We start from the raw sequence: 16,212 nt of genomic DNA on the forward strand, positions 1-16,212 counted from the left end.
AAGTGATATGATATAAATATAGACAGAAATATAAGAGTAGAAGTTAGAAAAGTAAAAGAGTAGGGAAAAAGAGGGATTTATTATGAGGAGAGATTTTGCTTACATTAGGGTAGGAGTGTATGCAAGTACACTTTCTATCAGACTTGGAGAACAGGTAGTTAAAAAACTACAAAGAGTTAACAGGGATAAATATATTGAACTTGTTAGAATCAAGCCAGTGACTCGTAAAAAAGGCGAGGAATTTGAGCTTTTAGCAAATGCCCTACAGGGCGATAAAATTGATATGGCAGCCATTTTCTTAGACAAGCTCTATCAAAGCGAGGACGACAAAATAGAGAGGATTCTTAAAAAAAGAGGCTTGAGTTTAGCCACTGTAATGCCTAGAGAATCTGAGGAGACAGTGCTTGTAAAGAAGAGGTTTCAAAGCCAGAAGGAGGACAAATTAAGCATTTGCACTGATAGCAGCGAGCGATTAATCCAGATTGAGGATAGATTTCCTGAAAGCAGTACAGAAGTTTTTGAAGGAGTTAATAGCTGCCTTAGAGAGCTTTCAAGAGGAAATGTATCTTGTGCTATACTTCCAATGTATGCCATAAAGGTTATGAGCAAGGATAAGTATAGAGGCTTTGAATATTTAAATTACGATAGAAAAAGATTTATACCAAGCATGGGCCAGGGAATTCCTTTGCTTATAGAGCGAGACGGGGAAGGCCTTGAATTATCTAGTAAGAGATTACTTGATGGGGACGCGGCTTATGAAGTATTTATGGAAAGAGAAATTTATGATAAAATAAAGGAGCTTGATAAGGAAAACAGGCTAGATTATTTAACTATTAATGCAAAGGCTAGTTTGAATAAGCTAGACATTAATGTATTTTTAGATATCGAAGGATGTGCCTTTAGAATAAACAAGAAAGGCGATAAATTAGACAAGAATGTAATTACATCTAAGATTTTAGAGGAAGTTAATGACATGCTTATAGGTTTGTAATAAATGGAAGTTAGGAAGGAATATTTATGGAGTTTAGAAAAATTGATGATACTAAGTTTCAGTGCAGATTGTTAGAGGAAGATTTAGAGAATAACAACATCTCACTAGACGACTTTTTTAGAAATGACACAGTCAAGATTCATGGCTTACTTGACGCTGTAATGGAAGAAGCTAAGGAAAGTATTGGTGTTGATTTAGATGGTGGAGTTATGTCACTACAGCTTGCACCACAGCCAGATCACTCAATCTTACTTACAATTTCAACAGGTAAGGAAGATTTTAACTCAATGCTTAAGCAGGCCGGTTCTGATTTATCTCAGAGCTTTGCTAAGGATTTGCAAAAAAATGTATTCAAGAACGTAACGGATGCTAAAAACCCAGACTTTAAGAGCTTTGATAAGATTTCAGAGATCTTTAAGAACATGGAAGAAGACTCAGAAGAAAAGGAAGATGAGGCTTCTAAGATTGAAAAGCTTGAGGGTGAAATAGGAAAGCCAGATCAGACAACAGCAAGTAAGGAAGATGCCCTTACAGAAGAGAAGGCTAAGAAGACTAGAAAGCCTAAGGATAATACTAGATTCCTTGTAGGTGTGTTCGTATTTAACAGCTTAGAGGAATTTGAAGAGATGTGTAGTAAGGCTGCTAAGACATGGCGCGTTACTAACAGCTTATGGAAGAATGATGATAAATACTATCTTGTAATTAATAGAGGTAGTTGCAGTAAGGAGAAATATATCCAGTTACTTAATACTGTAGTTGAGTATGGTAAGTTTGACTGGGCAGGTGAAGAGAGAGTTTCTTATGTTAAGGAACACTTCACACCAGTAATTAAGAATAATGCAATTAATACTGTAAAGAGGTACTTATAATGCGCTATCCACAATTTTTAAAAAATAACGGGACTATAGGTTTTGTTGCACCATCCTTTGGATGTGCAACAGAGCCTTATTTTACTGCCTTTAAAATGGCACAGGATAAGTTTAAAGACATGGGCTACAAGCTAGACCTAGGCCCTAATGTATATAAGGCAGAGGGTATTGGAATAAGCAATAAACCTGAACTTTGCGCCAAGGAATTAATGGATATGTATCAGTCAAAGGATAATGATGTGTTAATTTCTTGTGGCGGTGGTGAGCTTATGTGTGAAATCCTAGATTTTATAGATTGGGACTTATTAAAAGGGTCAGATCCTAAGTTTTATCTAGGATATTCAGATAATACTAATTTTACCTTCCTTTCAAATATCCTTATGGATACAGCAAGTATTTATGGCCCTTGTGCTGCAAGCTTTGCTATGCCAAAATGGCACAAGGCCCTAGAGGATACCTTTGAGGTCTTAACAGGAAAAGACTACGAAAATGAGGGCCAATACATTTTCAAAAAGATTAGTTCTTACGACAGCTTTGAAATAGAGTCTTTAAAGACAGAAACTAATCCAGCACCAGAATATAACCTTACTATGAAAAAGGAGCTTAAACTCTTTAAGGGTGATAAGTTAGTAAGTGATGGCGCTAACCTTGAGGGGGTGGCAGTTAATGAGGCTGGCCTTGAGTTTGAGGGACGTTTAATTGGTGGTTGCCTTGATTGCCTTGCCAATATTCTTGGCACTAAGTTTGATAAGGTAGAGGAATTTGTTGAGAAATATAAGGACGATAAGATTGTATGGTTTTTGGAGAGCTGTGACTTAAATGTATTTGATATAAGAAGGGCTCTTTGGAGAATGGATAATGCCGGCTGGTTTAAGAATGCCGCTGGTTTTATCATAGGTAGACCAATGCATTATAATGAGCCAATTATGAATTTGGACCAGTATAGTGCAGTTACGGGGATAGTTGGGAAGTATAATCTACCAATAATTATGGATGCTGATTTTGGACATCTTCCACCTAGCATGCCAATAATTTCCGGTAGTTATGCAAGGCTTAAAGCTAAAGAGAATAATATTGATATTTTCTATTATTTACGATAGAATAAGACAATACATGTCAGACAAATTTATGGCATTGTCTGACATATGGATTTCGTAGTGGCTTTCGAAATTAGATTCTATTTAGCTTAATGAGGATTAAGCCTAGAAAAAGAAAATTGGAGGAATGATTTTATGGGAATGACTATGACACAAAAAATTCTTGCCGCTCATGCAGGACTTCCTGAAGTTAAGGCAGGACAGTTAATTGAAGCTGATCTTGACTTAGTTCTTGGTAATGATATTACATCTCCTGTAGCTATTCATGAGATGGATAAGATGAAGTTAAAGAGCGTGTTTAATAAGGATAAGATTGCACTTGTACCTGACCACTTTGTTCCTAATAAGGATATTAAGTCAGCAGAACATTGCAAATGTGTTCGCGAGTTTGCAGCTAGACATGAGATTACAAACTATTTCGAAGTAGGTGAGATGGGTATTGAACATGCACTTCTTCCTGAATCAGGTTTAACTGTAGCAGGTGATGTTATTATTGGTGCAGATTCACATACATGTACTTACGGAGCCCTAGGTGCCTTTTCAACAGGTGTTGGCTCAACAGATATGGCAGCAGGTATGGCAACTGGTAAGGCTTGGTTTAAGGTGCCATCAGCAATTAAGTTTAACTTAACAGGAAAGCTTAAGCCTTGGGTATCAGGTAAGGATGTTATCTTACATATCATTGGTATGATTGGTGTTGATGGAGCTCTTTATAGATCTATGGAATTTAGCGGAGAAGGCGTTTCTTCTTTAACTATGGATGATAGATTTACAATCGCTAATATGGCTATTGAAGCAGGTGGAAAGAATGGTATCTTCCCTGTGGATGATTTAGCTAGAGCATATATGAAGGAGCATTCAAAGAGAGATTTTGTGGAATATAGCGCAGACCCTGATGCTGAGTATGATGAGGTTATTGATATTGACCTTTCAAGCTTAGAGTCAACTGTAAGTTTCCCACATCTTCCTGAGAATACTCACGTAGTTGGTACATTTGATGATATTGCAATTGACCAGGTTGTAATTGGCTCATGTACTAATGGTAGAATTGATGACCTTAGATGTGCTGCTAAGATTTTAGAAGGCAGACATGTTAAGAAGGGAATTAGAGTTATTATTATTCCAGCTACTCAAAAGATTTACATGCAGGCTATTAAGGAAGGCTTAATTGAGACCTTTATTAAGGCTGGTGCAGTTGTATCTACACCAACTTGTGGCCCATGTCTTGGTGGTTATATGGGAATTTTAGCATCTGGTGAAAAATGTGTCTCAACAACAAACCGTAACTTCGTTGGACGTATGGGTGCTATCGATTCTGAGATTTATCTTGCAAGTCCTGCAGTTGCTGCAAGTTCAGCAATCACAGGTAAGATAAGCAAGCCAAGTGATTTAGGATTATAAGAAAGGGAGTGGCAGTGATATGAAGGCAGAAGGAAAAGTTTTTAAATTCGGTGATAATGTAGATACAGACGTAATTATTCCAGCAAGATACTTAAACTCATCTGATCCAGCTGAGCTTGCTAAGCATTGTATGGAAGATATTGATAAGGACTTTGTTTCAAAGGTTTCAAAGGGAGATATTATTGTGGCTAATAAAAACTTTGGTTGTGGTTCTTCAAGAGAACATGCACCAATAGCTATTAAGGCAGCAGGTGTATCTTGTGTTATTGCAGAAACCTTTGCAAGAATTTTTTATAGAAATTCTATTAATATTGGTTTACCAATCATTGAGTGTCCAGCTGCTGCAAAGGAAATTAATGCAGGAGATGACATTGAAGTAGATTTTAATACAGGTATTATCTTAGATAAGACAACAGGTAAATCCTATGAAGGACAGGCCTTCCCAGAGTTTATGCAGAAGCTTATTAACGCTGGTGGACTTATCAATTATATAAATGAAAAGTAAAGATTTCGTAATATTTGTATTGCATTTGTAACAAAATTATAGTATTATTGGAAGCATCTGATAAGTTAGGCACATATTTTTACTATTTAGGAGAATTTAAAATGAAAACAATTTTAAAGTCTCTTGCAGGCTTCATGGCTTTTGTGTTCATCTTTAGTTTACTTTCAGTTAAAAGTTTTGCTTCTACTAAGGAAGTGGATTTGTATTCCGAATACTATAATTCCGGCAATATATTTGCACAGATAGGCTATTATGGTCAGTGTACTTGGTATGCCTATGGTAGAGCTTGTGAAGTAAACGGATGCTACTATCCTTTTAAGTGGGATGCAGCAAAGTGGTACTATTACGCAAAAGACAGTGGCGAATTTGAAGTCGGTGACGAAGCAAGAGCAAACTCAATCGCTGTATGGTCTTACTATGGTAGCGGCCATGTGGCATATGTGGAAAGCGTTAGTGGTGACGAGGTAACTATAACTGAGGCTAACAATGATCACTCAATTAGTTATAAAAGCTATAGTCTTTCTACAGGAATTAAGCAGTATGATGGTTACAAGACTTATTCAAGCCAAGGGATGAAGACAAGATATTCTAAGGGCGTTTTACTTGGATATATCTATTTATCCTCTGAATCAGAGCTTGTATTATCTGATTCCTCAGAAGTTCTAACAGACATTACTGGAGCAAACGCTGGCATAGAGGCAGCTAGTGAAGCTCTAGCACAGCAAAAGAACGCTAATTCCAATTCTCTAGTGCTTTATAATAACAACGGTTATTATAGTAACTATAAGCTAGAGGAAGAATTAATTGATTATGACAAGGCAGTCATAATGAGAAATGAAAACTAAATATCTAATACATTCCAATTTAGAGACTACAGTTTTTCAACGTAGTCTCTAAAATTTTTTTTCAGACGAATTGAATTATAAATCGCAGCGTATTCTACATTTGAAAGCCCTTCGATATAATTCTTACTGTAATTTTTATCCAATTTATTTTCTAATAAACTAACGGCCTTATTATAGGCAAGGGCAGCCTCCGCCTCAGTATTATATATCCCTACAATAAAGTCCCCATTAATATGAATCTTAGTTTTATAAAAAATGCGTCCATTTTTTTCAAACTGACTTACCCCATTATATTTATTAATCACCTGAAGATTTTCATATCTAAAGTCTAGTTCGTCTCCATTTTTGAAAATGTAGTCTTTACCTTTAATAGAGTGCCCCTTAACCCCATATCTTGAAAGTATGCTAGTTTGAAGGCCGTAATCCGCTACAAAAAAGTAGCCCCCTCTTGCCTGAATAGTGTGATTGCTATAGTAAAATAGGTCATCAATGGAAAAGGTTAGAATTACATTTTCAGATAAAAAATAAATAAAGGAGTTCTTGGCTAGATAAATTGGGGTTTTTATATAGATGCCATTATCTCTAAAATTCGCCAAACTAATATACTTTGCAAGAGAAATGTGCATAAGCTTATAACCAGATGTTTTCTTATCTGGGTTTACAAAATATTTCTTTGGATATCTTAGAATTCTTGTGGCTTCTTTATAGATGGCTTTTGCAGTCTCTAAATCCTCAGAGCTTCCAAGACTTATATGCTTATTTTTGTAAGTAATAGACACTCTGTAGTAGGGACTTTTATCCTTCTTAAAAGCCTTATAAATTCCCGTTGCCATAGGACCTCCTATTATTTTTACATTTTTTAATTGTCACGACATATATTAATAATATTGTATCATTTTTAATACAAGTTATCAAATATTTATATATTATGTCCATGAGCTAGAAACAAATGTGCACCACAGAAAAACTTTTTGTTGTAATTACTATATTAGATGTTGTATAATATTACCTAACTTATCTTGATTTATGAAGGAAGGAAAAAGATAAGAGCTTTAGGAAAATGGTAGACTAAGAGGTCTACAATGGAGGTAGTTATGAGTATTTTATACAGCAGCACAAGAGATGCTTCAGTTAAGGTTAAAGCATCCGAGGCAATTTTAAAGGGATTAGCAGCAGATGGTGGCTTATTTGTTCCTGATTCTCTTCCAAAGTTTGATAAGACATTAGAAGAATTCTCTAAGATGTCTTACAGAGAAGTTGCTTACGAAGTAATGAAGTTATTATTAGATGATTTTACTGAGGATGAGTTAAAGCATTGTATTAACAGCGCTTACGATTCTAAGTTTGATACAGACAAGATGGCTCCACTTGTTAAGGCAGATGGCGCATATTTCCTTGAGTTATTCCATGGTAAGACAATCGCATTTAAGGATATGGCCCTTTCAATCTTACCTCACCTTTTAACAACTGCAGCAAAGAAGAACAATGTTAAGAATGATATCGTAATCCTTACAGCTACATCAGGTGATACAGGAAAGGCTGCTCTTGCAGGTTTTGCTGATGTACCAGGTACTAAGATTATTGTATTCTATCCTAAGGATGGTGTTTCACCAATTCAGGAAAAGCAGATGGTTACACAAAAGGGTAACAACACATATGTAGTTGCTATTAAGGGTAACTTTGATGATGCACAGACTGGTGTTAAGAAGATTTTTGCAGATAAGGAATTAGAAAAAAGAATGGATGCAGCTGGTTTCCAATTCTCATCAGCTAACTCAATTAATATTGGTAGATTAGTTCCACAGATCGTTTACTATGTATATGCTTACGCTCAGTTATTAGCTAATGGAGAAATTAAGGCCGGGAGTAAGATCAATGCCGTTGTTCCAACTGGTAACTTTGGTAACATTTTAGCAGCTTACTATGCTAAGAACATGGGTCTTCCAATTAACAAGCTTATTTGTGCTTCTAATGAGAACAAGGTATTATTCGACTTCTTTAAGACAGGCGAATATGACAAGAATAGAGATTTCATTCTTACAACATCTCCATCTATGGATATCTTAATTTCAAGTAACCTTGAAAGACTTATCTATAGAATCGCTGGTAATGATGCAGCTAAGAATGCTAACCTTATGAAGGAATTAAGAGAGACTGGTAAGTATACAATTACTGAAGATATGAAAAATGAGCTTAAGGACTTCTATGGCAACTATGCTTCTGAGAATGAAGATGCAGCTACTATTAAAAAGATTTATGAAGAAACTGGATATGTAATTGATACTCATACAGCAGTTGCAGCAACAGTTTATGAGAAGTATAAGAAGGAAACAGGGGATGAAACTAAGTCTGTTATTGCTTCAACAGCTTCTCCATATAAGTTCACAAGATCAGTAATGAATGCTATTGATAAGAAGTATGATGCTTTATCAGATTTCGAATTAGTAGATGAATTAGAAAAGATTAGTAAGGTAAAGGTTCCACAGGCTATTGAAGAAATTAGAACTGCACCAGTAGTTCATGACACAGTATGTGAAGTTAATGAAATGAGCGCTACTGTTCAGAATATCCTTTCATTAAACTAATTTTTTAAAGAAAAATTTTAGGAATCCTTTTAGAAAAAAATGGACATCTATTTGCCTAAGAAATATTTGTTCATTTATATAGTTTTATAATAATTTGCTATTGCATTGGTATAATTGTCGTGTTACAATATTTTTAGATATTTCAGTAACAATTAAACCATGCAATAGCAATTTTGTATTCTGGGGTGAGATATGGGCGTAGATACAATAACAGGGTTATATGATTTTAATGAGTTTTTAAACAGAGCGAAAGCTCATATATCAAAATATGCTAGCCAATACGCTATTATTATTAATGATGTCAGCAACTTTAAATACATCAATAAGTTTTACAGCAAACAAACAGGTGATGTCTTCATTGATGATATGGCTAGATATTATTTAGTGGGAAATCCAAGAAGCGTTTGTGCTTGTAGAATAGATGCAGAACAATTTGCAACAGTTTTAGATTTAGGGGATATTCATATTGATAATGAATTAAAGCGAATTGTTTGGATGAATGAAGAATTTGAGAAGGTAATGAACAATAAGTTCCCAGATATTTACATTCACGTATATACAGGAATTTATTTCTTCTCAGATACTAAGGTAGATTTAAGAGAAGCCTTTGATAAAGCTAAGATGGCAAAGGCAAGCATTAAGGGTAAGCTAGATATTCCTTATAAGGTTTATGACCCTAATGAATTTATTAATAAAGAAAATGAGATGGAGGCCTCTAATTTATTTAGAAAGGCACATCAAGAAGATAGAGTCGTTGCATTTTTACAGCCACAGTTTTCTTTTAAGGATAAGAAGGTAGTGGGTGCAGAATTACTTTCTCGAATCATTGATGAAGAGGGAGATATAGTGGAGCCAAGATATTATATTTCTACTCTTGAACAGACAGGTATTATTAGTGCACTAGATAAGTTAATGACAGAGAAAGCATTTGCAATACTAAGAAGATGGGAAGATGAGGGCAGAGACCTTATGCCTATCTCTGTAAATGTAGCAAGACAAGAATATGTTAAACCTGACTTTGTAAAGCGAATGAAGGACTTACAGAGAATGTTTAATGTAGCACCAAAATATATTGAGTTTGAGATTTTAGAATCTAGCTTTTTGGAAAATAGTGACTTGATTTTAAAGACTACAAATGAATTAAGAGAATTTGGTTTCCAGGTCAGCGTAGATGATTTTGGCTCTGGTTATTCTTCTTTAAATCAGATTGCTACAATTCCAGCAGATACAATTAAGCTTGATAAGAAGTTTGCTAGCAAGTCCCTAAAGACAGAGAAGGGCAAGGTAGTTGTAAAGTCTCTTATTAGAATGCTTAAGGATATCGACTATAAGATTGTATTTGAGGGTATTGAAACTGAGGTGCAATATGAACTTGCAAGAGACTATGAATGTGATTTAATTCAAGGATATATTATAGACAAACCTATTCCAGTTAGTAAGTTTGAGGAACGCTATAATAAACAACATAGACAAAGAGATTAGATATAATTTTCCTTTTAATATATTCCTTTCTTATAAGAGAAGGACTATGCGATTGCATAGTCCTTCTTTTATTTGTATTTGCATGTTAATTTGTAGGCTTTGTTTTACATAGACTTCATAAGGCTTTTCTTTTTATAGTAGATCACACAGATTATAAGTAGGGCCCATATAAAAAGTATTAAAGAAACAACAAGGTAAATGTTTAGACTAGCCCTTAAATATCTAGCAAGCATTTTACTAAAATAGACAGGTCTTACATTTAATTGCTGATATTTTTTTGAAATTAAAAGACCTAATGGCAGGATGCTTGTCATAATAGTTGCAGCTAGTAGGGAGTAGGAAACAAATCTTAAACTCCTATGTAACCATTTATTAGATCTTAGAATTACAAGTAGGCAGGCAATGGATAAAAGTGCTAGGGCAGGTAGCCCATAAACAATTAACTGTCTAAATATGGCCTTTAGAGAGTTGTAATAATAAAGAAAAGACACTGAAAGGTTTTTTGAATAAATCAGACATATATGGTCTATTAAATTATTAATGCCTTCCCTATCAATATTCTCCTCAGGAATGTTATTAGACTGAATATAAGTTTCAATATTACTTGTTAGAGTATCTCTTACATAGTCTGTGTTAATGCTATAGCTATCACCATTTAAAACTGCAAGGAGGTAATTCTTTCCCTGATTGTAGGTATTTTTAATAGTGAATACATTTTCTAAAACAGATTCATCTAAATTAGAAGGGTAGAGATAATCAAGGGCTTCTGTGTAACAGTACTTATTAACCGATTCATAATAAGTAGACTTATTCATGGCATCAATTACCAAGGTCTTATTAAAAAGTCCAAAGTAGGTGCCAATTAAATAGCCCATAACCGTAAGAAGAATAGACAGTATAAAAGAAGCTATTCCTGGAACTATATATTCTTTTATTTTCTTTTTCCTAGTTGCCTCCATATAATCTCCCCTTTAGTGCTTAACTTAAGCCTCGATTAATAAATAATATCTGCGCCAGAAATCTTGTTGGCATAGACAAATAATCTGTTGACCTTATGACCAATTAGATTAAAAGGATAGCAGGTGTAAAGGATTAGCTGTTCTTCATCTTTGGATAAATCAAAAGCCGAACCATCTGTCATATGATGGACCTCCACGGCGCTAACCTGATATTCATAAAGACCATAGTTTGTACTTATGCTAATTATGTCCCCCTCAGTAATATACTGTAATGGCAGACAGTAGGTGGTGTTGTGACCACAAGCAAGGATAGGCTTTCCAAAACCCGGCATGCTACTACCTAGGTATTGTCCAATGCCTTTGCGTAAAATGTTGGCATCATCACCAAGATAGAGCGGAGCAGAAAGGCCTATGCGCTCACAGCTTATATAGCCATATTGTGTTGAGTTTGCAGGCACTGTAACATCCGCTAGTGGGATTTCTTCTATATTATCGGCTTCAAGAACAGCCTCTGCTTCACTTGCAACATTTTCATCATAAATAACAGAACTAATCTCTGTAGCATTATTATTGGGGCTTGTAACAACGCTTCCTATAGTAAAGATAGTTCTTAGAACTGGAAAGCTAATTAAAATGATTAAGCCCACACCAAGTAAACTAAAAAATAATGGCATAGTTACATATGCCATTATTATCTTAAATGATTTTGATTTCATATTTATTGCCTTTCAGTTGGGTCTTTTTTAAAGGTAAAGTAAGAACAAACAGCAAGGACAATAACTAAAACAAATATGACTGAATATGTAATAGTAAGATCTATACCGGTTTGTTTAATAACTGCTGACTGACTTGTGCTTCCTGAAGAAGAGGAGCTAGAGCCTGTAGTTGTGTAGTTGTTAGTAGTGTTACCTGAGTTGTCGCTTGAGTTGTTGTAATTATTTGTGGTGTAATAATTATTAACATTAGTAGTTGCTAGTGTGCCATCTGAATAATCAGCAACTGCAACTGTGTTTCCACTGCTATCTGTAATAACGATAATATCGCTTGTGGAATCTACTGAAACGCTAAGGCCTAAAACACTACAAGCGGCAGTTAAATCATCAAGTAATGCAGACTTTTGTGCGCTTGTTAGTTCTGAAACCTTTGTGGCACTGCCAGCTACCGAAACCGCGTTATTGATATAATTAATTACAGTAGTTGCATCACTTGAACTTACATCCACATCATCTCTTAGAAAATAATTTGTTACCTGAGTTGTATAACCTGCCGAAATGCTATTATTTGCAAGGGCACTAATAATGGCCTGTTCATCTGCTGTTAAGCTTGCTGCCTTTACGCTTACTATTAAACTTAAGCTAAATATGGCAGTGGCCAAAATAGCTCCTAATTTCTTTAGAAACATAGTATATCCTCCTTAAGATATTTGGTTGTTAATTCACGAATTATTTACTTTAATAATATCATATTATTAGAAAATGTCAATAATTTAAGTATCATTAAAGCCCCATAGTGAGCAATTTTCTTAATATTTAGTTTATAAATTGTTTATGGAAAAAAACGGTAGAAATGTTGACATTAAGTTTCTAGAGTGATATTTTAATTATGTTGATATTAGCACTCCAATCAAATGAGTGCTAACAAGTAGAATAGACTAGTAGAAAGGGGTGTGGCCATGGATTTAGATGAACGTAAGGTAAAGATACTTAAGGCTATTATTAAGAATTATCTTGAGACTGGTGAGCCAGTTGGTTCAAGAACAATTTCTAAGCTTGAAGGTGTTAATTTAAGTTCAGCAACAATTCGTAATGAAATGGCTGACCTTGAAGAATTAGGCTATATAGTTCAGCCTCATACATCAGCTGGTAGAATTCCTTCAGATAAGGGATACAGATTCTATGTTGATGACATGATGAAGCAGAGAGAATCAAGCGTTTCAAAGAGAGAAGCAAAAGTTTCTATTAAAGAAGCAGAGCTTGATAACATGAAGGAAAGCCTAGACGAACAGGTTGATAAAGTAGAAGAACTTTTACAGAATGTTGCTAAGGTATTAGCAAATCAAACTAATTACGCAACAATGGTTTCAACACCAAAGTTTAAGGGTAATAAGTTAAAGTTCATTCAGCTATCAAGTCTTGAGTCTAACAAGATTTTAGCAGTCTTAGTAATGGAAGGTAACCTAATTAGAAATAAGGTTATTAAGATAAGCGAAGATATCTCACAAGAGAATCTATTAAAGCTTAACATTTTACTAAATACTAGCTTAACAGGCTTAACCTTAGAAGAGATGAATCTTAGTATTATCTCTAAGATGGAATCTCAAGCAGCTGAACATTATAACCTGATTAAAGAAGTGCTTGCAGCAATCGTAGAGACAATTAGTAAAGCAGATAGTCTTAAGATTTACACTTCTGGTGCGACTAACATTTTCAAATATCCAGAGTTAAGCGATTCAGAGAAGGCAAGCGAACTAATATATGCCCTTGAAGAGAAGAATGATTTATCAAGTTTAGTACTTGATTCGGTAGAGGTTGTCGGAGATGAGAATCATGAAGATACAGGAATTCAGGTATATATTGGTGATGAAACCCCAGTACAATCTATGAAGGATTGCAGCGTTGTTACAGCAACCTACGAACTTTCAGATGGTTTAAAGGGTACCATAGGAATTATTGGTCCAAAGCGAATGGATTATGAGAAGGTGGTTGAGAATCTTCAGAACATAAGAAGTCAGCTGGACAATGTATTTAAAAAGACGTGATGAAAGGTTGGTTAATAAATGTCTAAGAAGGAAATAAAGTCTAAGGCAGAAGAGGTAAAGAAGACAGAAGAAACTAGTGAGGCTAGCACAGATACAGCAGCTAAGACAGAGGAAGCAGTCGAGGAAACAAAAGAAGCTAGTAAGGCTGAGGAAACAAAGACTGAGGAAGCTAGTGATTCTAAGGAAGCTAAGAAAGATCCTAAGGATTTAAAGATTGCTGAGCTTACAGATAGAGTTCAAAGACAGATGGCTGAATTTGATAATTTCAGAAAGCGTACTGAGAAAGAAAAGTCAGCAATGTTTGAGATGGGAGCTTCAGATATTATTAAGAAGTTACTTCCTGTTATAGATAATTTTGAAAGAGGTTTTAAGTCAGTTTCTGATGAGGAACTTGAAACACCATTCGCGAAGGGAATGGACATGGTTTACAAGCAGTTTTTAAAGCTACTTGAAGATGCAGATGTTAAGCCAATTGAAGCTGTTGGTAATGAATTCAATCCTGATTTACACAACGCAGTAATGCATGTAGATGATGAATCAGTAGGTGAGAACATTATCGTAGAGGAGTTTGAAAAGGGCTATACATATAGAGATTCAGTAATTAGACACAGCATGGTTAAGGTGGCTAACTAAGAGTCTTAAGATATAAGTTTATAAGTAATATTTGAATATGAAATTTTTAGGCTAAGGCCGGAAAGGAATTATATCATGGGTAAAATTATTGGTATTGATTTAGGAACAACTAATTCATGTGTTGCAGTTATGGAAGGTGGTAAGCCAGTTGTTATCACAAACCAGGAAGGTGTTAGAACAACTCCATCTATCGTTGCATTCACAAAGACAGGTGAAAGATTAGTAGGTGATCCTGCTAAGCGTCAGGCAGTAACTAATGCTGACAAGACAATTTCATCTATTAAGAGACATATGGGTACAGACTATAAGGCTACAATTGATGATAAGAAGTATACACCACAGGAAATTTCAGCAATGATCTTACAGAAGTTAAAGGCAGATGCTGAAAACTACTTAGGTGAGAAGGTTACAGAAGCTGTTATTACAGTTCCTGCTTACTTCAACGATGCTCAGCGTCAGGCTACAAAGGATGCTGGTAAGATTGCTGGTCTTGATGTTAAGAGAATCATCAACGAACCAACAGCTGCTGCATTAGCTTACGGTCTTGATAACGAGAACGAGCAGAAGATCATGGTTTACGATTTAGGTGGTGGTACATTTGATGTATCTATTATCGAAATCGGTGATGGTGTTATTGAAGTACTTGCTACAGCTGGTAACAACAGACTTGGTGGTGATGATTTCGATAACGCAATTACACAGTATATGTTAGATGACTTCAAGGCTAAGGAAGGCGTTGATTTATCATCAGATACAATGGCACTTCAGAGATTAAAGGTTGCTGCTGAGCAGGCTAAGAAGGAATTATCTTCAGCTACAACAACTAACATCAACCTTCCATATATTACAGCTACAGCTGAAGGCCCTAAGCATTTCGATATGACTCTTACAAGAGCTAAGTTCGATGAATTAACACACGACTTAGTTGAGAAGACAGCAGAGCCAGTTAGAAACGCATTATCAGATGCTGGTTTAACAGCTTCTGAATTATCAAAGGTATTATTAGTTGGTGGTTCTACAAGAATTCCAGCTGTTCAGGATAAGGTAAAGCAGTTAACAGGACATGAACCAAACAAGTCACTTAACCCAGATGAGTGTGTAGCTATTGGTGCTTCTATTCAGGGTGGTAAGCTTGCTGGTGATGCAGGTGCTGGTGAAATCCTTCTTCTTGATGTAACTCCACTTTCACTTTCTATCGAAACAATGGGTGGTATTGCTACAAGACTTATCGAGAGAAATACAACTATTCCTACAAAGAAGAGCCAGGTATTCTCTACAGCTGCTGATAATCAGACAGCCGTCGATATTAACGTAGTACAGGGTGAAAGACAGTTCGCTAGAGATAACAAGTCTCTTGGTCAGTTCCGTCTTGATGGTATCCCTCCAGCAAAGAGAGGTGTTCCACAGATCGAAGTTACATTCGATATCGATGCTAATGGTATTGTAAATGTATCTGCTAAGGACCTAGGAACAGGTAAGGAACAGCACATCACAATTACAGCTGGTTCTAACATGTCTGATGAAGATATCGATAAGGCTGTTAAGGAAGCTGCTGAATTCGAAGCTCAGGATAAGAAGAGAAAGGAAGCTATCGATACAAGAAACGAAGCTGACTCAATCGTATTCCAGACACAGAAGGCTATTGATGAAGCTGGTGACAAGGTTGATGCTAATGAGAAGGCTACAGTTCAGGCTGACTTAGATGCATTAAAGAAGCTTGTTGAAGAATCAGATCCAGAGAATATGACAGATGCTCAGGTTGATGAAATTAAGGCTGCTAAGGAAAAGTTAATGACAAGTGCTCAGAATCTTTTCGCTAAGCTTTATGAATCACAGCAGGCAGGTGCAGCTGGTGCAGGCGCTGGTGCAGAAGGATTTGGAGCTAATGCAGGTGCAGATGCTAATGCAGGTTCTTCAAACTATGGCGATGATGTAGTTGATGGAGATTACAAGGAAGTCTAGGAAAATTAATCTAGGAACTGCATAGCAGTTGTTACACTAGATAGCATAAATTATTTTGGGAGCCGATTTATCGGCTCCCTTAAGTGCTAAATAACATGTGCACAATAAACGAGTATAGATTATAA

General features: G+C 35.6%; 15 protein-coding genes. 11 read left to right on the forward strand and 4 right to left on the reverse strand.

The window, feature by feature from the left end:
- The first annotated feature begins 82 nt into the window (after window positions 1–82).
- The 6 genes from BLQ66_RS08650 to BLQ66_RS08675 all read left to right on the forward strand — a co-directional run bounded on the left by BLQ66_RS08650 (window position 83) and on the right by BLQ66_RS08675 (window position 5,708).
- A complete protein-coding gene (locus BLQ66_RS08650) occupies window positions 83–991 on the forward strand; it encodes a hypothetical protein (RefSeq protein WP_074521806.1) in 909 nt (302 codons plus the stop codon).
- 26 nt (window positions 992–1,017) lie between these two features.
- Window positions 1,018–1,860, forward strand: a complete 843-nt coding sequence (locus BLQ66_RS08655; RefSeq protein ID WP_074521807.1) for an adaptor protein MecA — start codon at window positions 1,018–1,020, stop codon at window positions 1,858–1,860.
- The gene (locus BLQ66_RS08660; RefSeq protein ID WP_074521808.1) at window positions 1,860–2,960 is read left to right on the forward strand and encodes a S66 family peptidase; all 1,101 of its coding nucleotides are present in this window, start codon (window positions 1,860–1,862) and stop codon (window positions 2,958–2,960) included. Before BLQ66_RS08655 ends, BLQ66_RS08660 begins: the two co-directional genes overlap by 1 nt.
- A gap of 132 nt (window positions 2,961–3,092) precedes the next feature.
- Complete coding sequence (gene leuC / locus BLQ66_RS08665) at window positions 3,093–4,358, forward strand: 3-isopropylmalate dehydratase large subunit (RefSeq protein ID WP_074521809.1); 1,266 nt, start codon at window positions 3,093–3,095, stop codon at window positions 4,356–4,358.
- 19 nt (window positions 4,359–4,377) lie between these two features.
- Window positions 4,378–4,863 (forward strand): 3-isopropylmalate dehydratase small subunit, encoded by a 486-nt coding sequence (gene leuD / locus BLQ66_RS08670; RefSeq protein WP_074521810.1) that lies wholly within the window; start codon window positions 4,378–4,380, stop codon window positions 4,861–4,863.
- 101 nt (window positions 4,864–4,964) lie between these two features.
- Window positions 4,965–5,708 (forward strand): CHAP domain-containing protein, encoded by a 744-nt coding sequence (locus BLQ66_RS08675; protein ID WP_074521811.1) that lies wholly within the window; start codon window positions 4,965–4,967, stop codon window positions 5,706–5,708.
- Window positions 5,709–5,734: 26 nt separating this feature from the next.
- Here the strand turns inward: BLQ66_RS08675 and BLQ66_RS08680 are convergent, their stop codons facing one another.
- On the reverse strand, window positions 5,735–6,541 hold the full coding sequence (locus tag BLQ66_RS08680) for a hypothetical protein (protein WP_074521812.1): 807 nt from the start codon (window positions 6,539–6,541) through the stop codon (window positions 5,735–5,737).
- A 261-nt stretch (window positions 6,542–6,802) separates the two neighbouring features.
- On the opposite strand from BLQ66_RS08680, the gene thrC reads away from it, so the two are divergent.
- Both thrC and BLQ66_RS08690 read left to right on the forward strand, forming a co-directional pair.
- Window positions 6,803–8,293: a threonine synthase gene (thrC, locus tag BLQ66_RS08685; RefSeq protein WP_074521884.1), complete on the forward strand. Its 1,491-nt coding sequence runs from the start codon at window positions 6,803–6,805 to the stop codon at window positions 8,291–8,293.
- A 192-nt stretch (window positions 8,294–8,485) separates the two neighbouring features.
- A complete protein-coding gene (locus BLQ66_RS08690; protein WP_074521813.1) occupies window positions 8,486–9,775 on the forward strand; it encodes an EAL domain-containing protein in 1,290 nt (429 codons plus the stop codon).
- 104 nt (window positions 9,776–9,879) lie between these two features.
- Here the strand turns inward: BLQ66_RS08690 and BLQ66_RS08695 are convergent, their stop codons facing one another.
- The 3 genes from BLQ66_RS08695 to BLQ66_RS08705 are packed head-to-tail and all read right to left on the reverse strand — an operon-like array spanning window position 9,880 to window position 12,136.
- Window positions 9,880–10,734 carry a hypothetical protein gene (locus tag BLQ66_RS08695; protein ID WP_074521814.1) on the reverse strand — a complete coding sequence of 285 codons (855 nt, stop codon included), beginning with the start codon at window positions 10,732–10,734 and terminating at the stop codon, window positions 9,880–9,882.
- A 35-nt stretch (window positions 10,735–10,769) separates the two neighbouring features.
- The gene (locus tag BLQ66_RS08700) at window positions 10,770–11,450 is read right to left on the reverse strand and encodes a class D sortase (RefSeq protein ID WP_074521815.1); all 681 of its coding nucleotides are present in this window, start codon (window positions 11,448–11,450) and stop codon (window positions 10,770–10,772) included.
- 2 nt (window positions 11,451–11,452) lie between these two features.
- On the reverse strand, window positions 11,453–12,136 hold the full coding sequence (locus BLQ66_RS08705) for a hypothetical protein (RefSeq protein ID WP_074521816.1): 684 nt from the start codon (window positions 12,134–12,136) through the stop codon (window positions 11,453–11,455).
- 270 nt (window positions 12,137–12,406) lie between these two features.
- On the opposite strand from BLQ66_RS08705, the gene hrcA reads away from it, so the two are divergent.
- From hrcA to dnaK, 3 genes are all read left to right on the forward strand, one after another.
- Window positions 12,407–13,492 carry a heat-inducible transcriptional repressor HrcA gene (gene hrcA / locus BLQ66_RS08710; RefSeq protein ID WP_074521817.1) on the forward strand — a complete coding sequence of 362 codons (1,086 nt, stop codon included), beginning with the start codon at window positions 12,407–12,409 and terminating at the stop codon, window positions 13,490–13,492.
- An 18-nt stretch (window positions 13,493–13,510) separates the two neighbouring features.
- Window positions 13,511–14,125 carry a nucleotide exchange factor GrpE gene (gene grpE / locus BLQ66_RS08715; protein ID WP_074521818.1) on the forward strand — a complete coding sequence of 205 codons (615 nt, stop codon included), beginning with the start codon at window positions 13,511–13,513 and terminating at the stop codon, window positions 14,123–14,125.
- Between the two features lie 75 nt (window positions 14,126–14,200).
- Window positions 14,201–16,087, forward strand: coding sequence for a molecular chaperone DnaK (gene dnaK / locus BLQ66_RS08720; RefSeq protein ID WP_074521819.1), 1,887 nt, complete (start codon window positions 14,201–14,203; stop codon window positions 16,085–16,087).
- Window positions 16,088–16,212: the final 125 nt, after the last annotated feature.

It is taken from the genome of Lachnospira pectinoschiza, assembly GCF_900103815.1.
GTDB lineage: Bacteria > Bacillota > Clostridia > Lachnospirales > Lachnospiraceae > Lachnospira > Lachnospira pectinoschiza_B.

Coding starts and splice junctions, on each gene's coding strand:
- leuD (WP_074521810.1), top strand. CDS start 4,378: ATGAAGGCAGAAGGAAAAGTTTTTAAATTCGGTGATAATGTAGATACA.
- grpE (WP_074521818.1), top strand. CDS start 13,511: ATGTCTAAGAAGGAAATAAAGTCTAAGGCAGAAGAGGTAAAGAAGACA.
- hrcA (WP_074521817.1), top strand. CDS start 12,407: ATGGATTTAGATGAACGTAAGGTAAAGATACTTAAGGCTATTATTAAG.
- leuC (WP_074521809.1), top strand. CDS start 3,093: ATGGGAATGACTATGACACAAAAAATTCTTGCCGCTCATGCAGGACTT.
- BLQ66_RS08675 (WP_074521811.1), top strand. CDS start 4,965: ATGAAAACAATTTTAAAGTCTCTTGCAGGCTTCATGGCTTTTGTGTTC.
- BLQ66_RS08700 (WP_074521815.1), bottom strand. CDS start 11,450: ATGAAATCAAAATCATTTAAGATAATAATGGCATATGTAACTATGCCA.
- BLQ66_RS08705 (WP_074521816.1), bottom strand. CDS start 12,136: ATGTTTCTAAAGAAATTAGGAGCTATTTTGGCCACTGCCATATTTAGC.
- dnaK (WP_074521819.1), top strand. CDS start 14,201: ATGGGTAAAATTATTGGTATTGATTTAGGAACAACTAATTCATGTGTT.
- BLQ66_RS08695 (WP_074521814.1), bottom strand. CDS start 10,734: ATGGAGGCAACTAGGAAAAAGAAAATAAAAGAATATATAGTTCCAGGA.
- thrC (WP_074521884.1), top strand. CDS start 6,803: ATGAGTATTTTATACAGCAGCACAAGAGATGCTTCAGTTAAGGTTAAA.
- BLQ66_RS08660 (WP_074521808.1), top strand. CDS start 1,860: ATGCGCTATCCACAATTTTTAAAAAATAACGGGACTATAGGTTTTGTT.
- BLQ66_RS08650 (WP_074521806.1), top strand. CDS start 83: ATGAGGAGAGATTTTGCTTACATTAGGGTAGGAGTGTATGCAAGTACA.
- BLQ66_RS08655 (WP_074521807.1), top strand. CDS start 1,018: ATGGAGTTTAGAAAAATTGATGATACTAAGTTTCAGTGCAGATTGTTA.
- BLQ66_RS08690 (WP_074521813.1), top strand. CDS start 8,486: ATGGGCGTAGATACAATAACAGGGTTATATGATTTTAATGAGTTTTTA.
- BLQ66_RS08680 (WP_074521812.1), bottom strand. CDS start 6,541: ATGGCAACGGGAATTTATAAGGCTTTTAAGAAGGATAAAAGTCCCTAC.